Origin of the sequence: Pantoea sp. WMus005 (assembly GCF_013415305.1) — a bacterium.
Taxonomy (GTDB): Bacteria; Pseudomonadota; Gammaproteobacteria; order Enterobacterales; family Enterobacteriaceae; genus Pantoea; species Pantoea rara.
On the sequence record NZ_JACBXU010000001.1, the window covers coordinates 423,941 to 450,799 of the forward strand.

General features: G+C 55.4%; 24 protein-coding genes. 14 read left to right on the top strand and 10 right to left on the bottom strand.

The genetic code is table 11. The features are described 5' to 3' along the window. A complete protein-coding gene (gene fruA, locus HZZ01_RS01875) occupies positions 1-1,713 on the top strand; it encodes a PTS fructose transporter subunit IIBC (RefSeq protein WP_179895258.1) in 1,713 nt (570 codons plus the stop codon). A gap of 134 nt (positions 1,714-1,847) precedes the next feature. Here the strand turns inward: fruA and nfo are convergent, their stop codons facing one another. Continuing rightward, positions 1,848-2,693 carry a deoxyribonuclease IV gene (nfo, locus tag HZZ01_RS01880; RefSeq protein WP_179895259.1) on the bottom strand — a complete coding sequence of 282 codons (846 nt, stop codon included), beginning with the start codon at positions 2,691-2,693 and terminating at the stop codon, positions 1,848-1,850. 51 nt (positions 2,694-2,744) lie between these two features. Then, positions 2,745-3,800 carry a YeiH family putative sulfate export transporter gene (locus HZZ01_RS01885; RefSeq protein WP_179895260.1) on the bottom strand — a complete coding sequence of 352 codons (1,056 nt, stop codon included), beginning with the start codon at positions 3,798-3,800 and terminating at the stop codon, positions 2,745-2,747. Between the two features lie 106 nt (positions 3,801-3,906). Between HZZ01_RS01885 and HZZ01_RS01890 the strand changes: the two genes are divergently transcribed. The 6 genes from HZZ01_RS01890 (at position 3,907) to HZZ01_RS01915 (ending at position 10,372) form a co-directional block, all read left to right on the top strand. After that, positions 3,907-4,281: a YkvA family protein gene (locus HZZ01_RS01890; protein WP_179895261.1), complete on the top strand. Its 375-nt coding sequence runs from the start codon at positions 3,907-3,909 to the stop codon at positions 4,279-4,281. Positions 4,282-4,290: 9 nt separating this feature from the next. Further along, positions 4,291-5,157, top strand: a complete 867-nt coding sequence (gene yieE / locus HZZ01_RS01895; RefSeq protein ID WP_179895262.1) for a DNA-binding transcriptional regulator YeiE — start codon at positions 4,291-4,293, stop codon at positions 5,155-5,157. 116 nt (positions 5,158-5,273) lie between these two features. After that, positions 5,274-6,740: an amino acid permease gene (locus tag HZZ01_RS01900; protein ID WP_179895263.1), complete on the top strand. Its 1,467-nt coding sequence runs from the start codon at positions 5,274-5,276 to the stop codon at positions 6,738-6,740. A gap of 422 nt (positions 6,741-7,162) precedes the next feature. Continuing rightward, positions 7,163-8,182 carry an alpha/beta hydrolase gene (locus HZZ01_RS01905; RefSeq protein ID WP_179895264.1) on the top strand — a complete coding sequence of 340 codons (1,020 nt, stop codon included), beginning with the start codon at positions 7,163-7,165 and terminating at the stop codon, positions 8,180-8,182. 325 nt (positions 8,183-8,507) lie between these two features. After that, positions 8,508-9,584 carry an iron ABC transporter permease gene (locus HZZ01_RS01910; protein ID WP_179895265.1) on the top strand — a complete coding sequence of 359 codons (1,077 nt, stop codon included), beginning with the start codon at positions 8,508-8,510 and terminating at the stop codon, positions 9,582-9,584. Continuing rightward, positions 9,584-10,372 carry an ABC transporter ATP-binding protein gene (locus HZZ01_RS01915; RefSeq protein ID WP_179897018.1) on the top strand — a complete coding sequence of 263 codons (789 nt, stop codon included), beginning with the start codon at positions 9,584-9,586 and terminating at the stop codon, positions 10,370-10,372. The genes HZZ01_RS01910 and HZZ01_RS01915 overlap by 1 nt, the downstream gene beginning before the upstream one ends. 90 nt (positions 10,373-10,462) lie before the next feature. On the opposite strand, the gene fghA is transcribed toward HZZ01_RS01915, so the two are convergent. The 3 genes from fghA to HZZ01_RS01930 all read right to left on the bottom strand — a co-directional run bounded on the left by fghA (position 10,463) and on the right by HZZ01_RS01930 (position 13,431). Continuing rightward, a complete protein-coding gene (gene fghA / locus HZZ01_RS01920) occupies positions 10,463-11,305 on the bottom strand; it encodes an S-formylglutathione hydrolase (RefSeq protein ID WP_179895266.1) in 843 nt (280 codons plus the stop codon). Positions 11,306-11,317: 12 nt separating this feature from the next. Further along, on the bottom strand, positions 11,318-12,442 hold the full coding sequence (locus tag HZZ01_RS01925) for an S-(hydroxymethyl)glutathione dehydrogenase/class III alcohol dehydrogenase (RefSeq protein WP_179895267.1): 1,125 nt from the start codon (positions 12,440-12,442) through the stop codon (positions 11,318-11,320). Positions 12,443-12,519: 77 nt separating this feature from the next. Beyond that, positions 12,520-13,431 carry a LysR family transcriptional regulator gene (locus HZZ01_RS01930; RefSeq protein ID WP_179895268.1) on the bottom strand — a complete coding sequence of 304 codons (912 nt, stop codon included), beginning with the start codon at positions 13,429-13,431 and terminating at the stop codon, positions 12,520-12,522. Positions 13,432-13,548: 117 nt separating this feature from the next. On the opposite strand from HZZ01_RS01930, the gene HZZ01_RS01935 reads away from it, so the two are divergent. The 7 genes from HZZ01_RS01935 to mglC all read left to right on the top strand — a co-directional run bounded on the left by HZZ01_RS01935 (position 13,549) and on the right by mglC (position 21,791). Further along, on the top strand, positions 13,549-14,676 hold the full coding sequence (locus HZZ01_RS01935) for a YbfB/YjiJ family MFS transporter (RefSeq protein WP_179895269.1): 1,128 nt from the start codon (positions 13,549-13,551) through the stop codon (positions 14,674-14,676). 124 nt (positions 14,677-14,800) lie between these two features. After that, positions 14,801-15,466 carry a GTP cyclohydrolase I FolE gene (gene folE / locus HZZ01_RS01940; protein ID WP_179895270.1) on the top strand — a complete coding sequence of 222 codons (666 nt, stop codon included), beginning with the start codon at positions 14,801-14,803 and terminating at the stop codon, positions 15,464-15,466. Positions 15,467-15,516: 50 nt separating this feature from the next. After that, positions 15,517-16,677: a DUF418 domain-containing protein YeiB gene (gene yeiB, locus HZZ01_RS01945; RefSeq protein WP_179895271.1), complete on the top strand. Its 1,161-nt coding sequence runs from the start codon at positions 15,517-15,519 to the stop codon at positions 16,675-16,677. 147 nt (positions 16,678-16,824) lie between these two features. Further along, positions 16,825-17,865, top strand: a complete 1,041-nt coding sequence (gene galS / locus HZZ01_RS01950; RefSeq protein ID WP_179895272.1) for an HTH-type transcriptional regulator GalS — start codon at positions 16,825-16,827, stop codon at positions 17,863-17,865. A gap of 311 nt (positions 17,866-18,176) precedes the next feature. Beyond that, on the top strand, positions 18,177-19,172 hold the full coding sequence (gene mglB / locus HZZ01_RS01955; RefSeq protein WP_179895273.1) for a galactose/glucose ABC transporter substrate-binding protein MglB: 996 nt from the start codon (positions 18,177-18,179) through the stop codon (positions 19,170-19,172). Positions 19,173-19,240: 68 nt separating this feature from the next. Next, entirely contained in the window at positions 19,241-20,761 is a 1,521-nt protein-coding gene (gene mglA / locus HZZ01_RS01960) for a galactose/methyl galactoside ABC transporter ATP-binding protein MglA (protein ID WP_179895274.1), read from the top strand. 19 nt (positions 20,762-20,780) lie between these two features. Continuing rightward, positions 20,781-21,791: a galactose/methyl galactoside ABC transporter permease MglC gene (gene mglC, locus HZZ01_RS01965; protein ID WP_090959445.1), complete on the top strand. Its 1,011-nt coding sequence runs from the start codon at positions 20,781-20,783 to the stop codon at positions 21,789-21,791. A 143-nt stretch (positions 21,792-21,934) separates the two neighbouring features. On the opposite strand, the gene sanA is transcribed toward mglC, so the two are convergent. The 5 genes from sanA to HZZ01_RS01990 form a co-directional block, all read right to left on the bottom strand. Next, positions 21,935-22,654 carry an outer membrane permeability protein SanA gene (gene sanA / locus HZZ01_RS01970; RefSeq protein ID WP_179895275.1) on the bottom strand — a complete coding sequence of 240 codons (720 nt, stop codon included), beginning with the start codon at positions 22,652-22,654 and terminating at the stop codon, positions 21,935-21,937. Positions 22,655-22,788: 134 nt separating this feature from the next. Beyond that, the gene (locus tag HZZ01_RS01975) at positions 22,789-24,486 is read right to left on the bottom strand and encodes an NAD-dependent malic enzyme (protein WP_179895276.1); all 1,698 of its coding nucleotides are present in this window, start codon (positions 24,484-24,486) and stop codon (positions 22,789-22,791) included. Between the two features lie 269 nt (positions 24,487-24,755). Further along, positions 24,756-25,646 carry a cytidine deaminase gene (gene cdd / locus HZZ01_RS01980; protein ID WP_179895277.1) on the bottom strand — a complete coding sequence of 297 codons (891 nt, stop codon included), beginning with the start codon at positions 25,644-25,646 and terminating at the stop codon, positions 24,756-24,758. Between the two features lie 120 nt (positions 25,647-25,766). Next, entirely contained in the window at positions 25,767-26,459 is a 693-nt protein-coding gene (locus HZZ01_RS01985) for a CidB/LrgB family autolysis modulator (protein ID WP_179895278.1), read from the bottom strand. Beyond that, positions 26,452-26,844 carry a CidA/LrgA family protein gene (locus HZZ01_RS01990; protein WP_179895279.1) on the bottom strand — a complete coding sequence of 131 codons (393 nt, stop codon included), beginning with the start codon at positions 26,842-26,844 and terminating at the stop codon, positions 26,452-26,454. Before HZZ01_RS01990 ends, HZZ01_RS01985 begins: the two co-directional genes overlap by 8 nt. Positions 26,845-26,859: the final 15 nt, after the last annotated feature.

Genomic DNA, 26,859 nt, shown 5'->3' on the forward strand with positions numbered 1-26,859 from the left:
ATGAAAACGCTGCTGATTAAAGACCCTACACTGGGACTGGCTTCCGCATACATGGCGCAACAACGTCTGGCTGCTGCCGCAGCTGCTGCGGGCCTGACCCTGACTGATAACCCTGCCGACGCTGAACTGGCGATTGTGCTGGGTAAAAATGTGCCGGACGATGCGGCGCTCAACGGCAAAGCGGTCTGGCTGGGTGATATCCAGCTGGCGGTACGCGAGCCGGAAACCTTCCTGAACCGCGCGAAGGCTGAAGCCAAAACCTGGCAGGCGCCGGCTGCGGTGGCAACACCTGCAGGCGCACCTGCTGCGGCACCGGCTCAGGCTGGCGCGCAGAAACGCGTGGTTGCGGTGACCGCCTGTCCGACCGGCGTGGCGCATACCTTTATGGCTGCCGAAGCCATTCAGGCTGAAGCGACCCGTCGCGGCTGGTGGGTGAAAGTTGAAACCCGCGGTTCAGTGGGTGCCGGTAACGCGATTACGCCTGAAGAAGTCGCTGCCGCCGATCTGGTTATCGTCGCAGCAGACATTGAAGTCGATCTGGCGAAATTTGCCGGGAAGCCGATGTACCGCACCTCAACCGGTCTGGCGCTGAAGAAAACCGCACAGGAACTGGATAAAGCAGTCGCTGAAGCGAAGCCGTACAAAGCGGCGGCTGGCGGGCAGAGTAATGAGAGTGAAGAAGAGAAGAAAGGCGGCGCAGGGGCTTATCGTCACCTGCTGACCGGTGTTTCTTACATGCTGCCGATGGTGGTCGCGGGGGGGCTGAGCATTGCCCTGTCGTTCGCTTTTGGTATTACAGCCTTTAAAGAGCAGGGCACCCTGGCCGCTGCGCTGATGCAAATTGGTGGGGGAAGCGCCTTTGCCCTGATGGTACCGGTGCTGGCGGGCTTTATTGCCTTCTCTATCGCTGACCGTCCAGGTCTGACGCCAGGTCTGATTGGCGGTATGATCGCCACCAGCATCAACGCCGGTTTCTTAGGGGGTATCATCGCGGGCTTCATTGCCGGTTATGCAGCGAAGCTGATCAGCGGCAAAGTAAAACTGCCGCAGAGTATGGAAGCGCTGAAACCGATACTGATTATCCCGTTATTCGCGAGCCTGATCACCGGTTTGCTGATGATCTACGTGGTGGGTAAACCGGTTGCGGGCATCATGAGCGGCCTGACGCACTGGCTGGCCAACATGGGTACGGCGAATGCGGTCCTGCTGGGTGCGATTCTGGGCGGCATGATGTGTACCGATATGGGTGGGCCGGTGAACAAAGTGGCTTACGCATTTGGCGTCGGCTTACTGAGCTCGCAGACGTACGCGCCGATGGCCGCCATCATGGCAGCCGGTATGGTGCCACCGCTGGCGATGGGTCTGGCAACACTGGTTGCCCGTCGTAAATTCAACAAAGGCCAGCAGGAAGGCGGTAAAGCGGCTCTGGTTCTGGGTCTCTGCTTTATCTCTGAAGGTGCGATTCCTTTCGCTGCCCGTGACCCGATGCGCGTTCTGCCTTGCTGTATTGTGGGCGGCGCAACGACCGGCGCGATCTCCATGGCGATTGGCGCAAAACTGATGGCACCGCACGGCGGACTGTTTGTACTGCTGATCCCTGGCGCGATTACCCCGGTTGTCGGCTATCTGATGGCGATTATTATCGGCACTGCGATTGCAGGTCTGAGCTACGCGGTACTGAAGCGTCCTGAAGAGCAGCTGGCGAAAGCCTGATTTGCAGAAGTGCCTAATCTGCTGAAGTAAAAATAGCAGGGAGCCGGATGGCTCCCTGTTTGCTTTTGTGAGGGACCTGCTCCCTGAGCCAGCATTCGGTCTGAACGAAAAGGGAGCCAGCGGGCTCCCTTTTTCTATCCCTGCTGTTCGGCTTTCAGCCAGGCAATCTCATCTTTCCAGATATCAGGATTAATGGTTTCCAGAATCAACGGGATGCCATCAAACCGTGGATCTTTCATCAGCCAGCTAAACGCTGTTTTACCGATATTTCCTTCACCCAGGCTGTGATGGCGGTCAACGCGACTGTCGAAAGTACTTTTGGCATCGTTCAGGTGCATGCCGCGCAGATAGGTAAAGCCGACAATGCGCTCAAACTCGGCAAAGGTTGCCTCGCAGTCCGCTTCGGTACGCAGATCATAACCGCCAGCAAACGCATGACAGGTATCAATGCAGACACCGACGCGCGACTTATCTTCAATATGTTCAATAATGGTGGCGAGGTGCTCGAAGCGAAACCCCAGGTTACTGCCCTGACCGGCGGTGTTCTCAATCACAGCGGTCACGTTCTGGCTCTGATCAAGGGCGATATTGATCGACTCAGCGATCCGCTTCAGACAGGCCTCTTCATCAATCTGATGCAGATGGCTGCCAGGATGGAAGTTCAGCAGCGTCAGACCGAGCTGGTCACAACGATGAAGTTCATCAATAAAGGCAGCGCGGGATTTCTCCAGCGCCTCTTCAACCGGATGACCGAGGTTAATCAGAAAACTGTCGTGCGGCAGGATTTGCTGCGGACTGTATTTGTACGTCTCGCAGGCGGCGCGAAAAGCATCAATCACGTCAGTGGAGAGCGGGGCGGCCTTCCACTGACGTTGATTTTTAGTAAAGAGGGCGAAGGCGGTGGCTTCTATTTCATGGGCGCGGATCACGGCCTGATCCACGCCACCTGCCGCACTCACGTGTGCGCCAATATATTTCATGCCTTTCTCCTGGGGCTATGCACGGATGAAACGGCATGATACCCGATGCCGTTAGCCCATGAAATGTTGCACCAGCAGATTGATGGTGCCGCCACCCACAATTAACCAGCTAAATACCAGCGCACCCAGCAGCAGCGGTTTAACGCCCGCCTCACGTAATGCGCCAAAACGAGTGGTTAATCCCAGTGCCGCCATCGCCATTGCCAGCAGCAGACCCGCCAGCTCGTTCAGCGTGGCAACCACTGTGGCAGGCAGCAGCTGCAGCGAGTTAAACAGGGCGACTGCGATAAACAGCAGGGCGAACCAGGGAAACGTCACCGGCTGACGCGCTTTGCTCGCTTTGCGTTTGCCGCGTAACACTGCACTCAGGCAGAGCAGGAACGGGGCCAGCATCATCACCCGCAGCATTTTGGCAATCACCGCGCTGTTTTCGGCGTCCGGGCTGATACTGTGTCCGGCGGCGACCACCTGTGCCACTTCATGGATAGTCGAGCCAGTGAAAACACCAAACTGCGCCGCACTGAGATCCGGAAACAGGTTATGCGCCAGCGGCCACAGCAGCGGATAGATAAAAATCGCCAGCGTGCCGAACAGCACCACGGTCGCGATAGCCACCGCGACTTTCGACGGCGCAGCTTTCACTACCGGTTCCGTCGCCAGAACGGCTGCAGCACCACAGATACTGCTGCCCGCACCAATCAGCCAGACGGTATCGCGATCCAGCTTCAGCAACCGGATGCCCAGCAGGCAGGTCACCAGGAAAGTACTGCTCAGCGTCAGTGCATCAATCAGAATGCCGCTAAAACCAACGTCAGCAATCTGTTGTAAGGTGATACGAAAACCAAACAGGATGATCCCCAGCCGCAACAGCTTCTGTTTAGCCAGTACCACGCCGCTGTCGCAGCGCGACGCCAGGGGCGTATAGACGCTATTGCCGACCAGGATGCCCAGCATAATCGCCAGGGTCAGTGAACCCAGCCCTGCTGCTGCAACTGCCGGTTGCTGTGCGAGCCAGCTGGCAGCAGCGGCTATCGCGGCAGTCAGCAGCAGACCGGGGAACCAGAGCGTAACAGGATGATGTGCTTTAGCGATGCTCAGTTCGGTCATGATGGTCACTCCTCGTGGTTGAGTCATGATCATGAGGGTCACTGGCTTAAAAGTGAAATTGATAATATATTTATAATTGACCAGAATAAACGATAAGGCAGCAATCATGATAGTTTCGCGTCTGCGCCGCTGGGCGACGCTGATCAAAAAAGATGTGTTTGTGCTGTGGTTCGCCTTTCGCGATCCGCGCACGCCCTGGTGGAACAAGCTGGGGATGCTGGGGCTGGTCGCCTACGGTGTCAGCCCGATCGATCTTATCCCGGATGTCATTCCCTTCGTCGGACTGCTGGATGACGCGGTTATCATCCCCACGGGAGTCATGGTGCTGTTGCGGTTGCTGCCGCGTGAGGTGCGCATCAGCAGCAGCGAGCGGGCGCAATCCCAGCGTTCCCGTGGCAAAAAAATCGCTGGCTGGCTGGGGGTAATAGGGCTGATCTGGCTGGCGATAATCATTTACCTGGTCAGGCATTCACTGAGTTAAGAGGCGACGATGCACATTACGCTGCGGCAAATCGAAGTGTTCACCGAAGTGCTGAAGAGTGGTTCCACAACTCAGGCTTCACAACTGCTGGCGCTATCGCAGTCGGCAGTCAGCGCGGCGCTGGCCGATCTGGAAAGTCAGATCGGCGTGCAGCTGTTTGATCGGGTCGGCAAAAGGCTGGTATTGAATGAGCACGGCCGGCTGCTCTATCCGCGAGCGGTCGGGTTGCTGGAGCAGGCAGGTGAAATTGAGCAACTATTCAAAGAAGATAACGGCGCGATCCGCATCTTCGCCAGCAGCACCATCGGTAACTATCTGCTGCCGGGCATGATGGCGGCTTATCGTCGTGATTTTCCCGGTCTGCCCCTGGAGCTGAGTGTTGGCAACAGTCAGGATGTGATTCAGGCGGTTTCCGATTTTCGTGTAGATGTCGGTCTGATTGAAGGGCCGTGCCATATGACCGAGCTGGTCAGCGAACCCTGGCTGGAAGATGAGCTGGTCGTGTTTGCCGCGCCTGACGCCGCAATCCTGCAACAGCCGGTGACGCTGAAAACGCTGGCGGAAGCGCCGTGGATCCTGCGCGAACGCGGCTCGGGCACCCGGGAAATCGTCGATTATCTGCTCCTCTCACACCTGCCAAGTTTTCAGCTGGGCATGGAACTGGGCAACTCCGAAGCGATCAAGCATGCGGTGCGGCACGGTATGGGCATCAGCTGTCTTTCGCGCCGGGTGATTGCCGATCTGCTGGAGGCGGGCACGCTGACAGAGCTGGCGATTCCGTTACCGCGTCTGACCCGGACGCTCTACCGCATTCATCACCGGCAGAAGCATATTTCAAAGGCACTGACGCGCTTTTTGTCCTATTGCCGTGAGTGACCGCTAATAATTCGGGCGCGATCATGAACTTAACTTATAACAGCATGGCATCGCTATACAGAGTCGGTCTGGCTGCTACAATCGCGCCTCATTTTTACCCAGCGTAGCGTTAACACATGCATAATGACTCAAAAACAACACAACAACCTGCATTACGACGTGCGTTAAAAGCCCGTCATCTGACGATGATCGCCATCGGCGGTTCCATCGGTACCGGCCTGTTTGTCGCCTCTGGCGCAACCATCGCACAGGCTGGCCCTGGCGGGGCACTTCTCTCCTATATGCTCATCGGCCTGATGGTCTACTTCCTGATGACCAGTCTTGGTGAACTGGCCGCCTTCATGCCCGTATCGGGTTCCTTCGCCACCTACGGTGCAAAATATGTCGAAGAGGGCTTTGGTTTCGCGCTCGGCTGGAACTACTGGTACAACTGGGCGGTAACCATCGCGGTTGACCTGGTCGCGTCACAGCTTGTGATGACCTACTGGTTCCCGGACACACCTGGCTGGATCTGGAGCGCACTCTTCCTGGGTCTGATATTCCTGCTTAACTACATCTCGGTGAAAGGCTTTGGCGAGGCAGAATACTGGTTCTCGCTGATCAAAGTCGCCACCGTGATCATCTTTATCATTGTTGGTGTGCTGATGATCACCGGCATTATGCGTGGTGCAGAGCAAGCGGGCTGGCAGAACTGGCAGGTAGGCGATGCGCCGTTTGCGGGTGGCTTTGCGGCGATGATTGGCGTGGCGATGATTGTGGGATTCTCCTTCCAGGGCACCGAGCTGATGGGTATCGCGGCGGGCGAATCTGAAGACCCGGCGAAAAATATCCCGCGCGCGGTGCGGCAGATTTTCTGGCGTATTCTGCTGTTCTATGTGTTTGCCATCCTGATTATCAGTCTGATCCTGCCGTACACCGATCCGCAGTTGCTGCATAACGACATCGACGATATCAGCGTCAGCCCGTTTACTCTGGTATTCCAGAACGCCGGTCTGCTCTCTGCGGCAGCGGTGATGAATGCGGTGATTCTGACGGCGGTGCTGTCAGCCGGTAACTCCGGCATGTATGCCTCAACGCGTATGCTTTACAACCTGGCCAGCGAAGGCAAAGCGCCGCGTATTTTCGCGAAGCTTTCTAAGGGCGGCGTGCCGCGCAATGCCCTATGGGCGACGACCGTGGTGGCCGGACTGTGCTTCCTGACCTCTAAATTTGGTAATCAGGAAGTGTATCTGTGGCTACTGAATACCTCAGGAATGACCGGTTTTATCGCCTGGCTGGGTATTGCTATCAGTCACTATCGCTTCCGTCGCGGCTATGTCGCTCAGGGACATGACCTGAACGATCTGCCTTACCGCTCTGGTTTCTTCCCCCTTGGACCGATTTTCGCCTTCGTGCTCTGCCTGATCATCACGCTGGGTCAGAATTATCAGGCCTTCCTCAACGACAGCATTGACTGGTATGGCGTGGCGGCAACCTACATCGGCCTTCCGCTGTTCCTGATTATCTGGTTCGGCTACAAGCTGACGCGCGGAAGCCATTTCGTGAAGTACAGCGAGATGGAGTTCCCTGTTCATAAAGAGTAATGCTGATCTGGCGCTGCAGCGCGGCGCCAGAAACCGCCTTTACAGACCAGCGATAAGCGTAAAGCGATGGGCGTATTCGCCCCAGCTGCGGCTCCGCAAACCTCTAATGAATCAGGCGTCGTCAACAGAAACCCCGCTTCACTGATGTCAAACCCACCCTCAACCGTAAGCATTACGCTAACGGCCGGATGGCGTGTGAACATCGAAAGATGGGGGCCGAAAAGGCTACATATATAGAAATGCCAGCTACGCCATCCAGATGCGCACCTCACTTCTGAACCCCTTGATCATCGCCATCACATGTCTGTCAGCGCTAAATATTAACTTGCGCGCTATTTAGTTGTTTACAATGTGACTGCTGCCTGTCATTCTGCTCAAACTAAATAGCACACTACTTAATAGCGAATGTAAGGAAGCCACAAATGAACGTGAAACTCACTGCAGGGGCTTTATTATTAGCCAGTCAGATCGCTTCAGCATGGGCAAGCCCGGCGGAGAATCTGCCGCAACCTACCGCCGGTGTTGCCGCCTTTCTTAAAGCTCTGAACAGCAGCGGTGGCAAGCCCATCGAAACCTTAGCGCCTGTCGAGGCGCGCGCAGTGTTAACGGGTGCTCAGCAGGGTGCGTTGCTGCCACCCGCACAAATTTCTGAAAAAACCATTACAGCACTGGGTAAACCGCTCAAACTGACGATCGTAAAACCTGAGCACAGTTCTGGCGTGCTGCCCGTATTTATGTTCTTCCATGGGGGAGGCTGGGTGCTGGGTGACTTCCCGACCCATGAACGTCTGGTAAGGGATCTGGTGAATGAGTCCGGCGCTGCTGCCGTATTTGTGAATTATGATCCTTCCCCGGAAGCCCATTATCCGGTCGCCATTACACAGGCTTATGAAGCAACAAAATGGGTGGCCGAAAACGGTCATGAAATTGGCGTAGACGGCAAGCGACTGGCACTGGTCGGTAACAGTGTCGGCGGCAACATGGTCGCTGCTGTCGCGCTTCAGGCTAAGCAGAACAATGCGCCGTCCATTCGTTATGATGTCATGTTGTGGCCTGTTACTGATGCCAGCTTTGATGATGCTTCCTATAAGCAGTTTGCCAGCGGCTATTTTCTGACCCGGAATATGATGAAATGGTTCTGGGACAACTACACGCCTTCAGAAAAAGATCGGAATAACATTCTGGCCTCTCCGCTGCGTGCAACCCAGGCCCAACTGGCTGGTTTGCCACCCACGCTTATTCAGACTGCTGAACTGGATGTATTACGCGATGAAGGCGAAGCTTTTGGGCGCAGGCTGGATAACGCTGGCGTGCCGGTGACCGTCACCCGTTATAACGGCATGATCCATGACTTTGGGCTGCTGAATGCGCTGAGTAAAGAGCCTGCAGTGCGCAAAGCGATTGGCCAGGCGTCTGCGGAGCTTAAGGAACACCTTAAGTAAACCCTGCCTTAATGCCTTATCCCGGACATTCTTCGCAGACTGTCCGGGTCATTATCACCACTGAGCGCAGTATAGCGTTTGATGCCATACCTTTACGGCGCAGAGTCCGCTAAACAGCGTTAGTTTTTCGCTTGTAACGGTCATGAAAGTTGCGGACCTTGCGCACACAGGTCATCATGCTGGATCCGGCGCCAGTATCCTTCCCATAACAACACCGTTTTTTACTGTTTTTTCACGTCTCGCTTATGTTCTCGAATTGATAATTATTATCACCTGCACTATTGTGGCTGCGTTTTCTGACGTGATAGCCACACAGGGTTCAAACATGACTACCGAAACTTCGCTGCTGGCGGGGGAAGAGACGCTTCACCACACCATGCAAAATTACCATCAGGTGCTGCGCCGCCGCCTGATCTGGATTGGCGTATTACTGGTGGCAATTGTCGCCTCGCTGATCCTCGACTTCACACTGGGTCCGGCCGGACTCTCCCTTGAAACGCTGTGGAATACGCTGCTCAGCCCCGACAGCGTCGATGCCGGCACCCGCGTTATTGTCTGGGACATTCGTCTGCCCTATGCGCTGATGGCGCTGGTGGTGGGGCTGTCGCTGGGTCTGGCGGGTGCAGAGATGCAGACCATCCTGAACAACCCGCTGGCCAGCCCGTTTACGCTGGGTGTCTCATCGGCGGCGGCGTTCGGAGCCGCGCTGGCGATCATTCTTGGCGTAGGTATTCCCGGCATACCCGATCAGTGGTTAATTTCTGCCAACGCCTTTGTGTTTGCGCTGTTTGCTGCGCTGATGCTGGATGCGGTGACCCGCTGGACGCAGGTCTCCTCTGCAGGTGTGGTGCTGTTCGGTATCGCCCTGGTGTTTACCTTTAACGCACTGGTCTCGATGATGCAGTTCATCGCCAGCGAAGACACGCTGCAGGGCCTGGTGTTCTGGACCATGGGCAGCCTGGCGCGTGCCTCCTGGGAGAAGCTGGGCGTACTGACTGTGGCGCTGGTCATCCTGGTGCCGTTCTCAATGATGAGCAGCTGGAAGCTGACGGCGCTGCGCCTGGGCGAAGACCGCGCAGTGAGCTTTGGCATTGATGTGCGTCGTCTGCGCCTGACCACCTTGCTGCGTATCAGTATTCTTTCGGCGCTGGCCGTGGCGTTTGTCGGACCCATCGGTTTCATCGGTCTGGTCGCACCCCACATTGCCCGCATGATGTTTGGTGAAGATCATCGCTTCTATCTGCCTGCCAGTGCGCTGGTCGGTGCGCTGGTCCTGTCGCTGGCGTCGGTCGCGTCGAAAAACCTCCTCCCCGGCGTAATCATCCCGGTTGGCATCGTCACCTCACTGATCGGCGTGCCGTTCTTCCTGAGTATTATTCTGCGTCATCGGGGGACAGTATGATGGAACAGGGTCTGACGTTACGCGGCTTCAGTGCCGGTTATCCAAAAAATAAAGTCATTGATAATCTCAATATCGCGCCGCTGCCACGCGGTGAAATCACCGTGCTGCTGGGACCAAATGGCTGTGGTAAATCGACGCTGTTGCGCGCGCTGGCCGGTCTGAATAAAGGCCAGGGTGAGATGTGGCTCAACGGTGAAGATCTCATGACCCAGCCGTTTGCCCGCCGGGCGAAGAATGTGGTCTATCTGCCGCAATCGCTGCCTGCGGGCGTGCATCTGCATGTGCTGGAATCGATTATCGTGGCGCAGCGCGCCTCCGGTGGGTTGCACAGCGCCAGCAGCGAAGCGGAGATCATGCATCTGCTGGAGCAGCTTGGCATTGCGCATCTGGCGATGCGATACCTCGATCAGCTCTCTGGCGGACAAAAGCAGCTGGTCGGGCTGGCGCAGTCCCTGATCCGTCGTCCTAAGCTGCTGCTGCTGGATGAACCGCTGAGCGCGCTGGATCTTAACTACCAGTTCCACGTCATGGATCTGGTACGCCGCGAAACAGCCCAGCGCAACATCGTGACGGTGGTGGTGGTGCATGACATCAACATCGCACTGCGCCATGCGCAACATGCGCTGATGCTGAAGCAGGGCGCACTGGTGGCAGAAGGGCAACCGGATAAGGTGATTACGCCGGCTACGCTGGCAAAAGTGTATGGCGTCAATGGCCGAATCGAACACTGCTCGCGCGGCATTCCGCAGGTGATGATCGATGGGCTGACGGGGCCGGCACTGGTCTGAGAGTCGGGCGAGGTCTGGCGTTGAGCCCGCGTTTGCGGCAGTAAAGTATGCAGAAAAATTCAGGGCCGCAATGGCGGCCCTGATGAGTTACTACGCCAGCAGATGCTGCGCATGGAAGCGCAGATGATCTTCCACGAAGCTGGCAATAAAGAAGTAGCTATGGTCATAACCCGGCTGAATACGCAGCGTCAGCGGGAAACCCACCTCGCGGGCGATTTCCTCTAACCGCTCTGGTTGCAGCTGATCGGCCAGGAACTGATCGCTGTCGCCCTGATCGATTAGCATCGGCAACCGATGGGATACTTCCGCCATCAGCTGGCAGCTGTCATATTCCCGCCACGCCGCACGATCGTCGCCCAGATAGGCCTGAAACGCTTTCTGGCCCCACGGCACCTGCATCGGATTCACAATCGGCGCAAAGGCAGAAGCCGAGGCAAACCGGTTACTCAGTCGCAGCGCCAGCATCAGCGCCCCGTGTCCGCCCATAGAATGACCCATGATCGACTGACGTTCACTGACCTTGAAATTATCCGCAATCAGGGCGGGTAACTCGCTGCTCAGATAGTCGAACATGCGGAAATGGCTGGCCCAGGGTTGCTGGGTGGCATTGAGATAAAATCCCGCGCCCTGACCCAGATCATATCCCTCATCATTCGCCACCTCGTCACCGCGCGGGCTGGTATCTGGCATAATCAGCACCAGACCCAGTTCCGCCGCAACGCGCTGCGCGCCCGCTTTGGTGGTGAAGTTCTCATCGTTGCAGGTCAGCCCGGCCAGAAACCAGACGACCGGCGGCGGTGCATCACCGTGCGGGGTTGGCAGATAGATGCTGAAGGTCATCGGGCAGATCAGCACGGCTGACTGATGACGCCAGCGCTGCTGCCAGCCACCAAAAATACGGTGTTCTTCCAGTAGCTCCAGAGTAGATGCCATAACGCCTCCTGATTACTTGTTAAAGTGCACGACCGAGCGAATCGATTTTCCTTCGTGCATCAAATCAAAGGCATCGTTGATCTCTTCCAGCGGCATGGTGTGGGTAATAAAGTCGTTCAGCGCAAATTTACCGTCGAGGTAATCCTGCACAATGCCCGGCAGCTGTGAACGGCCTTTCACGCCGCCAAAGGCGGAACCGCGCCAGACGCGACCGGTTACCAGCTGGAACGGACGGGTGGAGATCTCTTCACCGGCACCCGCGACACCGATAATCACAGATTCGCCCCAGCCTTTGTGGCAGCACTCCAGTGCGGAACGCATTACGTTCACGTTGCCAATACATTCAAACGAGAAATCCACGCCGCCGTCGGTCAGCTCGACAATCACCTCCTGAATGGGCTTATCATAATCTTTCGGGTTGATCAGATCGGTAGCACCCAGCTTGCGAGCGAGATCGAATTTGCTGGTGTTGAGGTCAATCGCGATGATGCGGCCGGCTTTCGCCATTTTCGCGCCGATGACCGCAGAAAGACCGATGCCGCCGAGACCGAAGATTGCCACGGTGTCGCCTTCTTTCACTTTGGCGGTGTTCATGACCGCGCCCATGCCGGTTGTGACGCCACAACCCAGCAGGCAAACCTCTTCCAGTGGCGCTTCTTTACTGATTTTCGCCAGCGAGATTTCCGGAATAACGGTGTACTCAGAGAAAGTCGAGGTACCCATATAGTGGAAAATCGGTTTGCCATCTTTAAAGAAGCGGGTGGTGCCATCCGGCATCAGGCCTTTGCCCTGGGTCGTGCGGATCGCCTGGCAGAGATTGGTTTTACCCGACAGGCAGTACTTACATTTGCCGCACTCCGGGGTATAAAGCGGGATGACATGGTCACCCACTTCGACGCTGGTTACGCCTTCGCCCACGGCTTCCACGATGCCGCCGCCTTCATGGCCGAGAATCGCCGGGAAAACACCTTCCGGGTCAGTGCCGGAGAGGGTGTAGGCGTCGGTATGACACACGCCTGTCGCGACAATGCGCACCAGCACTTCACCTTTCTGCGGCGGCATCAAATCCACTTCTTCAATTTTCAGCGGTTCGCCAGCAGCCCAGGCAACAGCGGCACGGGTTTTGATCATGTTCATGCAATCCCTCTTTCAGTCAGAGTGGCGCGCACAATGGCGCCGGGTGGTCGTGATAATGTAAACATAGCGTGGAACGCTTACTCCGCCGCCTGTAATGGGTGAATCAGCTCATCATTGAGCGGACGATCGTCAAATTGTTCAATAATCAGGTATTTCAGTGCTTCAACATTCGGGGTAAAAGCGTCACGTCGCCACATCAGCCAGGTGGCGGTATCACGATAAGCCGCGGGTAAGGTATGTGCCTGCACCCGTGACCGGTCCGCCATCTGCTTTAATACTGAGGCCGGAATCATCGCGACGCCTGCGCCACCCGCTACGCAGGCCAGCATGGCGTGATAGGACTGGATCTCCATTACATTATCCGGCGCCGTCTGGCTGTCGCGATACCAGCTCTCCAGCTTCACCCGATAAGAGCAGCTGTTGCGAAAGGCAAACAGGGTGTCGTCCTGCACGTCGCGCGCTGTACTGATCGGCCCATGATCCAGCCCGGTGATGAGGACCATCTCCTCGCGAAAGGCGATGCAGCCATTCAGATCATCATGGGAAACCGGGCCATCAACCAGCGCGGCGGCCAGGGTGCCCTCGCGAACCCGATCAATAATTTCGCCTGAGGTGCCGGTAATCAGCGACAGCGCCACTTTGGGAAAGCGCTGGTGGTAGGCGGCGAGCAGGCCAGGCAGGCGGGTCGCCGCAGTACTTTCCATGGAGCCCAGTGCAAAGTTGCCCGCCGGTTCGCCGGTTCGGGTCATGCTCATCGCTTCTTCACTTAACGCCAGAATACGCTGCGCATAATTCAGGAAATTATGGCCCATCGGCGACAGGCGAATGCGCTGCTTCTCACGAATAAACAGATCCACACCCAATTCTTCTTCCAGCTGGCGTAGTCGCGTGGTGAGATTAGAGGGGACGCGATGCAGCTGTTCTGCTGCGCGTGCCAGAGAACCGGTTTCGGCGACGGAACAGAACATACGCAGCTGAACTAAATCCATATCTTCTCTTCCCGTAAGCAAGTTGGTTAAAATTATTCACTTTCCGTGAGTTTAGACATCCTGCATGCTGTTGGCAAGTCAGAAGAGATCTCAGGGCAGAACAACAGGAGTTCAGCAATGGCGTTACGCGTCGCGCTCAGCGCGTTTTTAACTTTATTTGTGGCGATGGGCATTGGGCGCTTCGCCTTTACGCCGCAGGTGCCGCTGATGATTCAGGCACATCAGCTGACACTCACCAGTGCCAGCCTGGTGGCAGCCTTCAACTATCTTGGCTATCTGTGTGGCTCGTTTGATGCCATGCGCGCGCACCGGCGGGTGGAGTTGCGACTGCAGGCGGGCGTGTGGGGCGCAGTGATACTGACGCTGGTCTCCGCTCTGGCAACGGGCCCCTGGCTGCACGGCGTAATCCGCTTTCTGATTGGCTGGGCCAGCGGCTGGGCGATGGTGCTGGTGGCGGCCTGGAGCAATGAACAGCTGCATCGGCATGGCCGGGCAGGGCTGTCGGCGGCCGTTTTTGCCGGGCCGGGCTGCGGCATTTTCGTCAGCGGTTTGCTGGGCGTCGCGTTGCACACCCTGCAGGTCTCTGCCGGTCTGGCCTGGGCCGCTTACGGTGCGCTGGCACTGCTGCTGATTGCGCTCATCACCCGTCATCTGCCGCGGCGGGGCGAACTGCATCGTCCGGAACAGGCACCTGAGCCTCTGGTGCTAAATCGCAATCTTAAACGTCTGGTGCTGAGTTACAGCCTGGCGGGCTTTGGCTACATTCTTCCTGCCACCTTTTTGTCGCAGATGGCCGCTACGCGTTTTCCTGACGGTATTTTCGCGCAGTTTGTCTGGCCGATATTCGGCGGCGCGGCGATGATCGGCATCCTGCTGGGTATCCTGACGCGGCGCTGGGGACACAGCCATGTCCGGCTGGCGGTGGTGCTCTGGGCGCAGGCACTGGGCGTATTTGCCGCGGCGCTTCTGCCAGGCTTTAGTGGCCTGCTGGCCGGTGCGCTGCTGGTGGGGGGCGGCTTCCTCAGCGTGGTGCAACTGTCGATGCTCTGTGCCCGTGAACTGGCACCCAATCATCTGCGTTACATGGCTGGCCTGCTGACTACGGGCTATGCGGTCGGACAGCTGGTCGGCCCGCTGCTCTCTTTCCTCTCTACGGCCCTGTTACATCGGCTGGAACCAGCCCTTTGGGTGGCCGGGGTCAGCCTGGTCTGGGCAGGCCTGCTGGTCTGGCGAAGAATTGAGTGAAAAGCTTTCATCGCCAATCTGATTGATTGCTGGATTCCCCGCAAAGAAAGTTTCACAATACGCGCCTGATTACAGGGCCCGCAGGCAAAAGCTCGCGGGCGCAACACCAGCCGGAGAAGAGTAGATGAGCACCCTAAGTCAGGAAGCTGCCCTGGTTCACGAAGCGCTGCTTGCGCGTGGACTGGAAACCCCGTTACGTGCACCGACGCGCGACATTGATGATAAAACGCGTAAGAGCCTGATTGCCGGGCACATGACCGAGATTATGCAGCTGCTGAATCTGGATCTTGAAGATGACAGCCTGATGGAAACGCCACATCGCATCGCCAAAATGTATGTTGATGAGGTTTTTTCCGGTCTCGACTACGCCAACTTCCCGAAAATCACCGTCATTGAGAATAAAATGAAGGTCGATGAGATGGTGACTGTACGTGATATCACTCTGACCAGCACCTGTGAACACCACTTTGTTATCATTGATGGCAAAGCGACTGTCGCCTATATACCCAAAGAAAAGGTGATTGGTCTGTCGAAAATCAATCGCATCGTGCAGTTCTTTGCCCAGCGCCCACAGGTGCAGGAGCGTCTGACGCAGCAGGTTCTGGTAGCATTGCAGACGCTGCTGGGCACTAACAATGTAGCTGTCTCGATTGATGCGGTGCACTACTGTGTCAAAGCGCGTGGTATAAAAGATGCGACCAGCGCCACCACCACGACTTCGCTGGGTGGCCTGTTCAAGTCCAGCCAGAATACCCGCCAGGAATTTTTGCGCGCAGTGCGCCATAGTTGAGTCAACTGCGGGCGCATAACGGTGCCCGCCTCAATGGGGCAGGGTGCCGCATGCAACGCTATCACGCACTGGATTTCATTCGTGGCTGTGCCATTCTCGGCATTCTGCTGCTCAATATTGTCGGCTTCGGCCTGCCTTCTGCTGCCTACCTGAATCCGGCGTGGCAGGGCAGCGTCAGTCTCTCCGATACCTGGACATGGGCGCTCTCTGACACTTTCGCTCAGCTCAAATTCCTCACTCTGTTTGCACTGTTGTTTGGCGCGGGTCTGCAAATGCAGCTGCCGCGCGGTAGCCGCTGGCTCACAGCCCGACTTTCCATTCTGGTCCTCATCGGTTTTGTGCACGGTATTTTTCTCTGGGAAGGCGATATCCTGCTGGATTACGGCATCATCGGACTGGTGGTCTGGCGGGTGCTGCGCGATGTCCCCTCCACCCGCAGCCTGATGAATACCGGTATTCTGCTCTACCTGGTGGGTTGCGGCGTGCTGCTGGTGTTTGGGTCGATCTCCGCTCCTGAACCGACTCATTCCTGGCTGCCGGGCGCAGCCGATCTGCAATATGAACAGTACTGGAAACTCACCGGCGGCTGGGAGGCGATACAGAACCGGCTGGACCATCTCTCGTCAGGGCTGATGGCGCTGGCGGCACAGTATGGCTGGCAGCTGGCGGGTCTGATGATGATGGGTGGCGCACTGCTGCGCAGCGGCTGGCTGACGGGCGAGTTTCCTGCACAGCATTACCGTCAGGCGGCGGCGCTGCTACTGACGATGGGATTCTGCATTGCGGTGGCCGGTGTGGCAGCGCAATGGCTGTTACACTGGGCGTTCCGCTGGACCGCTTTTTACCTTCAGGCCCCACGCGACCTCGCCAGTCCGCTGATCAGTCTGGGCTATGCCGCGCTCTGTCTGGCTTACTGGCCGAAGATTGCACGCTGGCGCATCAGCTACGCCATCCAGTGTGTGGGCCGCATGGCGCTGACCAACTACCTGCTGCAGTCGCTGATTTGCACCACGCTGTTTTACCGCTTTGGCTTCTATATGCACTTCACCCGGCTGGAACTGGTGATGATGGTGCCTGCGGTATGGCTTATCAATATCCTGTTTTCACTCATCTGGTTACATTTCTTCGCACAGGGTCCACTGGAATGGCTGTGGCGGCGGTTTACGCTGCTCTCAGCCAGTAAATCACGCCTCACGGACAACACAGGATAATGACCGCCATCACAAAGGTTACATAATTGTATGTAACCGTTTTCATTGATGTGACGCAATTCACGCTGTATGCCTCCTGCCCCTGACAGAATAGCGCCGGTATATAACCCGGCGTGATGCCCTATTTTTCCTTTCTGGAACTGCTGCATGATAACTATTCGTGATGTTGCCCGTCAGGCTGGCGTGTCAGTGGCGACCGTGTCGCGCGTCCTTAACCAGAGCAACGCCGTGACCTCTGATACCCGTGACGCTGTGTTACAGGCGGTGGAGGCGCTGGGCTATCGCCCTAATGCCAACGCCCAGGCGCTGGCGACACAGGTCAGCGACACGATCGGGGTAGTGGTGATGGATGTCTCCGATCCCTTCTTCGGAGCACTGGTTAAGGCGGTGGATACCGTGGCGCAGCGCGTGCACAAGCATGTGTTAATCAGCAACTCCTGGCATCAGGAAGAGAAAGAGCGTCATGCTATTGAAGTCCTGATCCGTCAGCGCTGCAGCGCTCTGGTAGTGCACGCGAAAACGCTGCCGGACGCTGAACTGGCGGACTTTATGCAGCACGTTCCCGGCATGGTGGTGATTAACCGCATCGTCCCTGGATTCGAACACCGCAGCGTCAGTCTGGATAATGTCACTGGCGCACTGATGGCTTCAAGAACGTTGTTACAACAGGGACATAGCCGCATTGGTTATCTCTGCTCCAGTCATCCCATCGAGGATGTCGCGCAGCGCCGTGAAGGGTGGATACAGGCAATGGCAGAGCAGGGTATCCGGCCGCAGGAGAGCTGGATAGCCAGCGCAGAGCCTGACATGCAGGGCGGCGAAGCGGCGATGGTAGAGTTGCTGGGGCGCAATCTTAACCTCACTGCGGTGTTTGCCTACAACGACGGCATGGCGGCGGGCGCACTCACTGCGCTGAAAGACAACGGTATTCAGGTACCACAGCATTTTTCTGTCATTGGCTTTGATGACATCCCCATTTCCCGTTACACCGACCCGCAGTTAACTACCGTTCGCTATCCCATTGTTTCAATGGCAAAAATTGCGACTGAACTGGCTTTGCAGGGCGCGGCCGGACTGCTGGACGACACCGCAACACACATCTTTATGCCCACCCTGGTGCGGCGTCATTCGGTGGCGCAGCGGCAAAATGTGGAGTCCGTCACTAATTTAGGCGATTCAGGCATGTAACCGTTTTCAATCTGTGATTACATTCACAGTTAATTAACATTGCTCTCACTATGATGGCAGCGTCTTACCGGACTGAAACATTATGTAACGCCAGTGTAACGGCATCAGTTGTGGTCTCAGTAGCCGGTTAAAGGGTTCACCCCCTCTTTAAGGAAGCATTCTGGCACAGGGAAGTCAGGTTTTAGACGGTGTCGAATGGCTTAACCTCCTCATTACGTTAGCCAACGCGCCGATCTGTTTTACCGATTGCTCTGCCGCCTCTATGGCGCGGTAGCGCTAAAAAGACCCTGCATAATAAAACCGGAGATACCATGAATAAGAAGGTTTTCACGCTTACAGCACTGGTTGCCAGCATGATGTTTGGTGCAACCGCTCACGCAGCTGACACCCGTATCGGCGTGACCATTTACAAATATGATGACAACTTCATGTCAATGGTGCGCAAAGACATCGAGAAAGAAGCGAAAGCGATCGGTGGCGTGCAGTTGCTGATGAATGATTCACAGAACGACCAGTCCAAACAGAACGATCAGATTGATGTGCTGATGGCAAAAGGCGTTAAAGCGCTGGCGATTAACCTGGTTGACCCGGCGGCGGCTGCAGTAGTGGTAGACAAAGCGCGTGCCAATGAAGTACCGGTTGTCTTCTTCAACAAAGAACCGAACGCCAAGGTCCTGGCCGGTTATGACAAAGCGTATTACGTGGGTACCGACTCTAAAGAGTCTGGCATCATTCAGGGTCAGCTGATCGAGAAACACTGGAAATCGACGCCAGCCTGGGATCTGAACAAAGATGGCGTGATTCAGTTCGTGCTGCTGAAAGGCGAGCCGGGCCATCCTGATGCAGAAGCCCGTACCAAATATGTGATCGACACGCTGAACAAAGATGGCCTGAAAACCCAGCAGTTAGCGATGGATACGGCAATGTGGGATACCGCGCAGGCTAAAGATAAGATGGATGCGTGGCTGTCAGGCCCGAATGCTAAGAAAATCGAAGTCGTCATCGCGAACAACGATGCGATGGCGATGGGTGCAGTTGAAGCGCTGAAATCGCACAACATGACTTCAATCCCGGTCTTCGGCGTCGATGCACTGCCAGAAGCCCTGGCGCTGGTGAAATCCGGTGCGCTGGCGGGTACCGTGCTGAACGATGCAGAAAACCAGGCGAAAGCGACACTGGATATTGCCAACAATCTGGCGAACGGCAAAGCGGCTACCGACGGAACGAACTTCAAGATGGTTGATAAAATCGTCCGTGTTCCTTACGTACCCGTCGATAAAGAAAATCTGTCTCAGTTCGTGAAATAAGATCGATTACGGGCGCGGCTGCTGTCGCGCCTTTTTTATGTCACCACCGTTTTTTAGCCAGGTAAAATATGGCCAGTGATAACACGACCGCGCAGCGAGAATATTTGCTGGAAATGACGAATGTCTCAAAATCATTTCCCGGCGTTAAAGCGTTAGATAATGTTAATTTGAAAGTGCGGCCTCACTCTGTTCATGCATTAATGGGCGAGAACGGTGCCGGGAAATCCACCTTATTAAAATGCCTGTTTGGTATTTATAAAAAAGATACCGGCAGTATCCTGTTTCAGGGTAACGAGATCGACTATAAAAGCTCCAAAGAGGCGCTGGAAAATGGCGTGTCGATGGTGCACCAGGAATTAAACCTGGTTCTGCAGCGTACCGTGATGGACAACATGTGGCTGGGGCGTTATCCACGCAAAGGCTTCTTTGTCGATCAGAATAAAATGTATCAGGACACTAAAGCGATTTTTGACGAGCTGGATATCGATATCGATCCGCGTGACAAAGTTGCCAATCTTTCTGTATCACAGATGCAGATGATTGAAATTGCCAAAGCGTTCTCTTACGACGCGAAAATTGTGATTATGGATGAACCGACCTCCTCGTTAACCGAGAAAGAGGTTAATCACCTGTTCACGATTATTCGTAAGCTGAAAGATCGCGGCTGTGGCATCGTTTATATTTCGCACAAGATGGAAGAGATTTTCCAGCTGTGTGATGAGATCACGATTCTGCGTGATGGTCAGTGGATTACATCTCAGTCGCTGCAAGGGCTGGATATGGATAAGATCATCTCGATGATGGTCGGCCGTTCACTGAACCAGCGTTTCCCTGACCGCACTAACGTGCCAGGTGAGACGATTCTTGAGGTGCGTAATCTGACGTCTCTGCGTCAGCCATCCATTCGCGACATCTCATTTGATTTGCGTAAAGGGGAGATACTCGGCATTGCCGGGCTGGTGGGTGCCAAACGTACCGATATCGTCGAAACGCTGTTTGGCATTCGCGAAAAATCGGGCGGCACCATTAAACTGCATGGTAAACCGATTAATAATCACAGCGCCAACGAAGCCATTAACCACGGCTTTGCGCTGGTAACGGAAGAGCGCCGCTCTACCGGTATTTATGCGTTCCTCGACATTGGTTTTAACTCGCTTATTTCCAATATCAAAAAATATAAAAACAGTATGGGACTGCTGGATAATAAACGCATGAAGAGTGATACCCAATGGGTGATCGATTCAATGCGGGTTAAAACACCAGGCCACCATACTCAAATTGGTTCGCTTTCGGGTGGTAACCAGCAAAAAGTGATTATTGGCCGCTGGTTATTGACCCAGCCTGAAATCCTGATGCTTGATGAACCAACACGCGGTATTGACGTTGGTGCAAAATTCGAAATTTACCAGCTGATTGCTGAGCTGGCGAAAAAAGAAAAGGGCATCATTATTATCTCATCTGAAATGCCGGAGCTGTTAGGCATTACCGATCGTATTCTGGTAATGAGTAATGGACTGGTAGCAGGCATAGTTGATACCAAAACGACCACGCAGAACGAAATATTGCGTTTAGCGTCATTACACCTTTAATGAAGCAAGGGCTGTTAACATGAAAGCGACTACAAAAAAGAATGCGCTAACCTGGTTAAAAGAGGGCGGCATTTATGTCGTCCTGCTGGTATTGCTGGCTATTATTATTTTCCAGGACCCATCATTCTTAAGTTTAATGAACCTGAGTAATATTCTGACCCAATCTTCGGTGCGCATTATTATTGCACTGGGTGTGGCGGGTCTGATTGTGACCCAGGGTACAGACCTGTCAGCCGGACGTCAGGTTGGTCTGGCCGCTGTAGTAGCTGCAACGCTGCTGCAGGCGATGGATAACGCGAACAAAGTCTTCCCGACGCTGGATACGGTGCCGATTCCACTGGTTATTCTGACCGTGTGCATCATCGGCGGTGTGATTGGTCTGGTCAACGGTGTGATTATTGCTTACCTGAAGGTAACGCCATTTATCACCACGCTGGGCACCATGATTATCGTTTACGGTATCAACTCACTTTATTATGACTTTGTTGGTGCATCACCGATTGCCGGTTTTGATGCAGGGTTCTCGAAATTTACTCAGGGCTTCTTACGCTTTGGTGATTTCAAACTTTCGTTCATCACGTTCTACGCTGTGATTGCCATCATTTTCGTCTGGGTGCTGTGGAACAAAACCCGCTTCGGCAAAAACATTTTTGCTATCGGTGGTAACCCGGAAGCGGCGAAAGTGTCTGGCGTCAATGTGAACCTGAACCTGATCCTGATCTATGCGTTGTCAGGTGTGTTCTATGCCTTCGGCGGGATGCTGGAAGCGGGTCGTATCGGTTCGGCGACCAACAACCTTGGCTTTATGTATGAGCTGGATGCTATTGCGGCCTGTGTGGTCGGCGGCGTCTCCTTCGCCGGGGGTGTGGGTAGTGTGGCAGGTGTTGTGACCGGTGTATTAATCTTCACCGTTATCAACTACGGTCTGACCTATATCGGCGTCAACCCTTACTGGCAGTACATCATTAAGGGCGGCATCATCATCTTCGCCGTTGCGCTGGATTCACTGAAATATTCACGTAAGAAGTAAGTCTGATTCAACGCTCAGGAAGCGACCTTCGGGTCGCTTTTTTTATGGGCGAGTGCCAGGGGTGTTGCTATGAGATTAAAGTCGCGAAGGGAGCACGGTCAGATTGAAATGACGCTAAGGCCTAATCAGGCACTATCAATGAGTTATTTCCGCAGCTTCTGTTCCAGCTCCAGCAACTGCTCTGGCGTCACAGCAGGGTAACTCTGCGCATCTTCAGGAACATCATGTACGGCAGGAATCGGCACCAGCGGCCCTAAGAAACGGGGTTCGCGCTTAAGCAGGAAAAGGTCCGCCAGCGCGCCCAGTCGGGCACCCACTTCGCGGAAACGCACGCTAAGCATGTTTTTCGGGGAGGGCACGGCATAACACTGCGCCTGAATACCCAGCTGTAAGGCGATAAACAGCGCGCGCTCACAATGAAAACGCTGGGTGATAATAATGAAATCATTGGTATCAAACACTTTGCGGGTGCGCACAATCGAATCTAGCGTGCGGAACCCGGCATAATCCAGCACGATATCGGCCGGATCGACGCCCGCTTTGATCAGGTCGCGGCGCATGGTCATCGGTTCGTTATAGCTCTGTTGGGCATTATCACCGCTCAGCAGCAGATAGTTCACCTTTCCGCTGTTGTAGGCATTCAGTGCGCCCTGCATACGATAGAGGTAATACTGATTGATGACGCCAGTACGATAATATTTAGCCGTACCCAGCACCACACCGACCTGACGATGGGGCAAAGAAGCGACATTTTCGTAGATAAAAGGCGCAGTTTTCCAGCTGATCCAGCGATCAAGGCCGAGCGCGGTTGCCATCATCAGTAAGATGATGAAAAGCAGACCAATGAGAACGCGTTTCAGCATGCGCCTGGAAACTCGATGTCAGAATGTTGAGATGGGACAAGGCTACTTGAGCTGTCGCAGCGAAGCAAGCTACTGCCGGCTGGCTGTGCTCTTTTTGAACACTGCCGGATCAAAGGGATCCGGCAGTCTGACGATTAAATCGAGGTACGACGATAGTGACGATACTGCGGTAGCCAGAAGTTATTGGCGATAGCCTGTGACAACACATCTTCTGAGGTCACTACGGCGACACCCGCCAGCTGAGCGGCTTTACCCACTTCCATCGCGATGATTTTCGACACGCCCTGAATATCTTTGATCTCAGGCAGCACCGGGCCTTCGCCTTCATTCACCAGCGGTGAGCAGTCAGCGAGCGCGCGGCTGGCCGTCATCAGCATGGTATCGGTAACGCGGCTGGCACCCGATGCAATCACACCCAGACCAATGCCCGGGAAGATGTAGGAGTTATTACACTGTGCAATCGGATAGGTTTTACCGTTCCAGCTCACCGGTGAGAATGGGCTACCGGTTGCGACCAGCGCGGCTCCGTCAGTCCAGGCAATGATATCAGCCGGCGTCGCTTCCACACGTGATGTCGGGTTCGACAGTGGCATCACGATAGGGCGTTTACAGTGCTTGTGCATCTCGCGGATAATTTCTTCGGTGAACAGACCCGGCTGGCCAGAAACACCAATCAGAATATCGGGCTTCGCATTGCGCACGACGTCCAGCAGCGAAATGGAATCATTGTTGATATCCCACTGCTGCAGATTTTCGCTTTTCTGCACCAGCTTGCTCTGGAAATCGAGCAGGTTAGGCAGCTTGTCCGTCAGCAGACCAAAGCGATCCACCATCATCACCCGGCCACGGGCTTCATCATCACTCAGACCTTCTGATTTCATCTGCGCGATGATTTGTTCAGCGATACCACACCCCGCAGAACCGGCACCCAGGAACACGACTCTCTGCTCGCACAGTCGGCTTCCGGCCGCACGGCTGGCGGCAATCAGCGTACCCACGGTTACGGCAGCGGTACCCTGAATATCATCGTTAAAGCAGCAGACTTCATCGCGATAGCGGTTCAGCAGCGGCATGGCATTCTTCTGGGCGAAATCTTCGAACTGCAACAGCACTTTCGGCCAGCGGCGCTTAACAGCCTGAATAAATTCGTTCACGAACTCATCATACTCTTCGCCGGTAATGCGCGGATGACGCCAGCCCATGTAGAGCGGGTCGTTCAGCAACTGCTGGTTATTAGTACCAACATCCAGCACGACTGGCAGCGTATAAGCCGGGCTGATGCCGCCACAGGCGGTATAAAGTGAAAGCTTACCGATCGGGATGCCCATGCCACCGATGCCCTGATCACCCAGACCCAGGATACGCTCGCCATCGGTTACCACTATCACTTTCACATTCTGCTTGGTGGCGTTTTGCAGCATATCTTCGATGTGAGCGCGGTTAGGGTAGGAGATGAAGACGCCACGTGCACGACGGTAAATTTCAGAGAAGTGTTCGCAGGCTGCGCCGACGGTCGGGGTGTAGATAATTGGCATCATCTCTTCGAGATGGTTATCCAGCAGGCGGTAGAACAGCGTTTCGTTGGTGTCCTGAATGTTGCGCAGGTAGACATGCTTATCGTTATTGTTTTTGAAGTCCTGAAACTGACGCCAGGCACGCTGCGCCTGCTCTTCGATCGATTCCACCGCTTCTGGCAGCAGACCGTTGAGGTTGAATTCGTTACGTTCTTCGATGCTAAAGGCGCTGCCTTTGTTCAGCAGGGGAAATTCCAGCAAAATCGGGCCAGCATAAGGGATATACAGCGGGCGTTTACTTTCGTAGTCGAGTTCCATGCAGTGATGCTCCGGTTGCAGTGTTGTCTGGCGTCACGCCGGAAAGGTAGCGCCAGTTTTCTTACCCGTTATAGCTCAGACTGCAGGCCCGGCAGCGGCAGGGTAACAGCTGCGGAAACATTCACGACCGTGCTGCCATCCTGCAACCTGAATTATTCAGAGTAATTTGTGATGACGTGAATTCTGGCGCCAGATCCTATGAAATTTCCCACAGAAGTACAGCGTTTGTTCATAAAAGCTCACAAAACTGTGGCCTCTCTGACAGCGGGTTATGCTTTGTACAGCGTTACCTGCAGCAGCTCACCGCAACCAAATGTCGCAAGCGTCGCCTGCGTGGCGGCGAACTGGCTTAATGTGGCATTTTCCACTTCCGCTAATACCGCTTTTTTTATCTGCCGGGCATCGCCGCCCTGCATGTTCAGCAGGACCAGCGCCGCCTGCAAAGGCGGGAAGCTCGGGTTAAACGCCGCGTTTTCCGCATAGCGACCGGCGACAATCTCTCCATCCGTGGTCAGCAGTGCGACACCGGCGTGGGACTGGCTATAGGGTGCGTGGCTGGCATTGGCGGCGGCAACGGCGGCTTGTACCAGTTCATCGCCCTCGGCCACATAACCGTGATCGACCTTGTCCATCAGGAAAGTGGTGATGCCGAGATCGCGGGGGCCAAAGGCATCCGGCAGATAATCGGCCAGGGTGCTGATCGCACGTTGTGGCAGGCTGATACGAATGCGGGTGCCGCTGTTCAGCTCGTTCATAAACTGACGGCAGTGACCGCATGGCGTGTAGTTAACGGTGATAGTCTCAAGCTGGCGTTCGCCACGCAGCCACGCATGGGTAATGGCGCTCTGCTCAGCGTGAACCGTCTGCTGCATCGGCGTGCCGACAAATTCCATATTAGCGCCGAAGTACCAGTTACCGCTGACGCCACGGGCAATCGCCCCGACGTTAAAATGCGATACGGTAGCAACGGCACACGACGCCGCCAGAGGCAGCAGTGCCAGCGCCAGCGCATCGGCATCCATTTGGGTCTGTTGTTGCAGTGAGGCGACCTGGTCTGCGCTCAGCACCGCATGGAAGCCAGGATCGTTCAGCAGGGGAGCAAGTGCAGTTTGCAGCGTTGACGGCAATGCCTCAAAAGCGGAGAGGAAACGGGATTGCATGTGAGCCTCATTAAATTCAGCAGGGCGATGTGCCAGTCACCGGTTTATATGTGATCCACATCGCTCTGACAATGTAACCTGTGTTGCATGTTTCAACTTTGCGAGATCTCTCGCAAACTTTCAGCCAAACCAGTGCATCATTAGCGGAAAAATAAACGGCGCCAGCAGTGAGGTGATGATGCCGCAGATCACCAGCGCCAGTGAGCTGAAAGCGCCTTCCTGATAATCGAGTTCGGCAGCGCGCGCCGTGCCGAGGGCATGTGACGCATTACCAATCGCCAGTCCGCGCGCCGCTTTAGATTTTACGCCCAGCAGGTTCAGCACCGTGTGGCCGAATACCGCACCCAGAACCCCGGCAATCAGCACGCAGATGGCGCTGATGGCGGGAATGCCGTGCAGCGAACCGGAAACGGCCATCGCAATGGGCGTGGTAACGGATTTAGGCACGATAGTCGCGGCAATTTCAGGCGTGGCACCCATCCACAGGGCAATCGCGGTACCTGACGTCATGGCGGTCAGGCTGCCGATAAAGCAGACGCCAATAATCGACTTCCAGCGGGCGCGGATCTGATGCATCTGCTCATACAGCGGCAGTGCCAGGGCGACCACGGCCGGTTGCAGTAGCTGATTGAGAATCTCACTGCCCGCGAAATAGCGCGAGTAGGGCAACTGCAACAGCAGCAGGATTGGGATAATGATCGCCATCGCCACCAGCAGCGGATTAAGCAGCGAGATTTTGAGCCGTATCGCCAGCTTGCGCGCCAGAAAAAAGGCCACCAGCGTCAGTGGCAGTGACCACCACATTTCACTCATCGGCTGACTCTCCGGCCGCACGGCGGCTGTGAAGCTGGTGGGCGCTTACGCCAACAATGGAGAGGACCAGCAGGGTGCTGACGACACAGGAGACGACGATGGGGCCAAACTGCGCGGTCAGAATATCGGTGTAGCTCATTACCCCGACGCTTATTGGCACAAACAGCAGCGCCATATAGCGAATCAGCAGATGGCAGCCCGGTTTCACCCAACTGACCGGCAGGATCTGCGAGGCGAGCAGAGCGAACAGAATGAGCATCCCAAGGATGCTGCCGGGCAGTTTAATGGGCAGCAGCGAAGCGATGCCGACACCGGCGTATAAGCAGAGATAAATGATGATAAAGGCGCGAAGATAACGTCCGCAGACAGACAGCACGGTGAGCATGGCAGGCTCCTGTTT

What these genes read in the sequence shown, in the direction of transcription:
- fruA (WP_179895258.1), top strand. Translation starts at nt 1, where the DNA reads ATGAAAACGCTGCTGATTAAAGACCCTACACTGGGACTGGCTTCCGCA.
- nfo (WP_179895259.1), bottom strand. Translation starts at nt 2,693, where the DNA reads ATGAAATATATTGGCGCACACGTGAGTGCGGCAGGTGGCGTGGATCAG.
- HZZ01_RS01885 (WP_179895260.1), bottom strand. Translation starts at nt 3,800, where the DNA reads ATGACCGAACTGAGCATCGCTAAAGCACATCATCCTGTTACGCTCTGG.
- HZZ01_RS01890 (WP_179895261.1), top strand. Translation starts at nt 3,907, where the DNA reads ATGATAGTTTCGCGTCTGCGCCGCTGGGCGACGCTGATCAAAAAAGAT.
- yieE (WP_179895262.1), top strand. Translation starts at nt 4,291, where the DNA reads ATGCACATTACGCTGCGGCAAATCGAAGTGTTCACCGAAGTGCTGAAG.
- HZZ01_RS01900 (WP_179895263.1), top strand. Translation starts at nt 5,274, where the DNA reads ATGCATAATGACTCAAAAACAACACAACAACCTGCATTACGACGTGCG.
- HZZ01_RS01905 (WP_179895264.1), top strand. Translation starts at nt 7,163, where the DNA reads ATGAACGTGAAACTCACTGCAGGGGCTTTATTATTAGCCAGTCAGATC.
- HZZ01_RS01910 (WP_179895265.1), top strand. Translation starts at nt 8,508, where the DNA reads ATGACTACCGAAACTTCGCTGCTGGCGGGGGAAGAGACGCTTCACCAC.
- HZZ01_RS01915 (WP_179897018.1), top strand. Translation starts at nt 9,584, where the DNA reads ATGGAACAGGGTCTGACGTTACGCGGCTTCAGTGCCGGTTATCCAAAA.
- fghA (WP_179895266.1), bottom strand. Translation starts at nt 11,305, where the DNA reads ATGGCATCTACTCTGGAGCTACTGGAAGAACACCGTATTTTTGGTGGC.
- HZZ01_RS01925 (WP_179895267.1), bottom strand. Translation starts at nt 12,442, where the DNA reads ATGAACATGATCAAAACCCGTGCCGCTGTTGCCTGGGCTGCTGGCGAA.
- HZZ01_RS01930 (WP_179895268.1), bottom strand. Translation starts at nt 13,431, where the DNA reads ATGGATTTAGTTCAGCTGCGTATGTTCTGTTCCGTCGCCGAAACCGGT.
- HZZ01_RS01935 (WP_179895269.1), top strand. Translation starts at nt 13,549, where the DNA reads ATGGCGTTACGCGTCGCGCTCAGCGCGTTTTTAACTTTATTTGTGGCG.
- folE (WP_179895270.1), top strand. Translation starts at nt 14,801, where the DNA reads ATGAGCACCCTAAGTCAGGAAGCTGCCCTGGTTCACGAAGCGCTGCTT.
- yeiB (WP_179895271.1), top strand. Translation starts at nt 15,517, where the DNA reads ATGCAACGCTATCACGCACTGGATTTCATTCGTGGCTGTGCCATTCTC.
- galS (WP_179895272.1), top strand. Translation starts at nt 16,825, where the DNA reads ATGATAACTATTCGTGATGTTGCCCGTCAGGCTGGCGTGTCAGTGGCG.
- mglB (WP_179895273.1), top strand. Translation starts at nt 18,177, where the DNA reads ATGAATAAGAAGGTTTTCACGCTTACAGCACTGGTTGCCAGCATGATG.
- mglA (WP_179895274.1), top strand. Translation starts at nt 19,241, where the DNA reads ATGGCCAGTGATAACACGACCGCGCAGCGAGAATATTTGCTGGAAATG.
- mglC (WP_090959445.1), top strand. Translation starts at nt 20,781, where the DNA reads ATGAAAGCGACTACAAAAAAGAATGCGCTAACCTGGTTAAAAGAGGGC.
- sanA (WP_179895275.1), bottom strand. Translation starts at nt 22,654, where the DNA reads ATGCTGAAACGCGTTCTCATTGGTCTGCTTTTCATCATCTTACTGATG.
- HZZ01_RS01975 (WP_179895276.1), bottom strand. Translation starts at nt 24,486, where the DNA reads ATGGAACTCGACTACGAAAGTAAACGCCCGCTGTATATCCCTTATGCT.
- cdd (WP_179895277.1), bottom strand. Translation starts at nt 25,646, where the DNA reads ATGCAATCCCGTTTCCTCTCCGCTTTTGAGGCATTGCCGTCAACGCTG.
- HZZ01_RS01985 (WP_179895278.1), bottom strand. Translation starts at nt 26,459, where the DNA reads ATGAGTGAAATGTGGTGGTCACTGCCACTGACGCTGGTGGCCTTTTTT.
- HZZ01_RS01990 (WP_179895279.1), bottom strand. Translation starts at nt 26,844, where the DNA reads ATGCTCACCGTGCTGTCTGTCTGCGGACGTTATCTTCGCGCCTTTATC.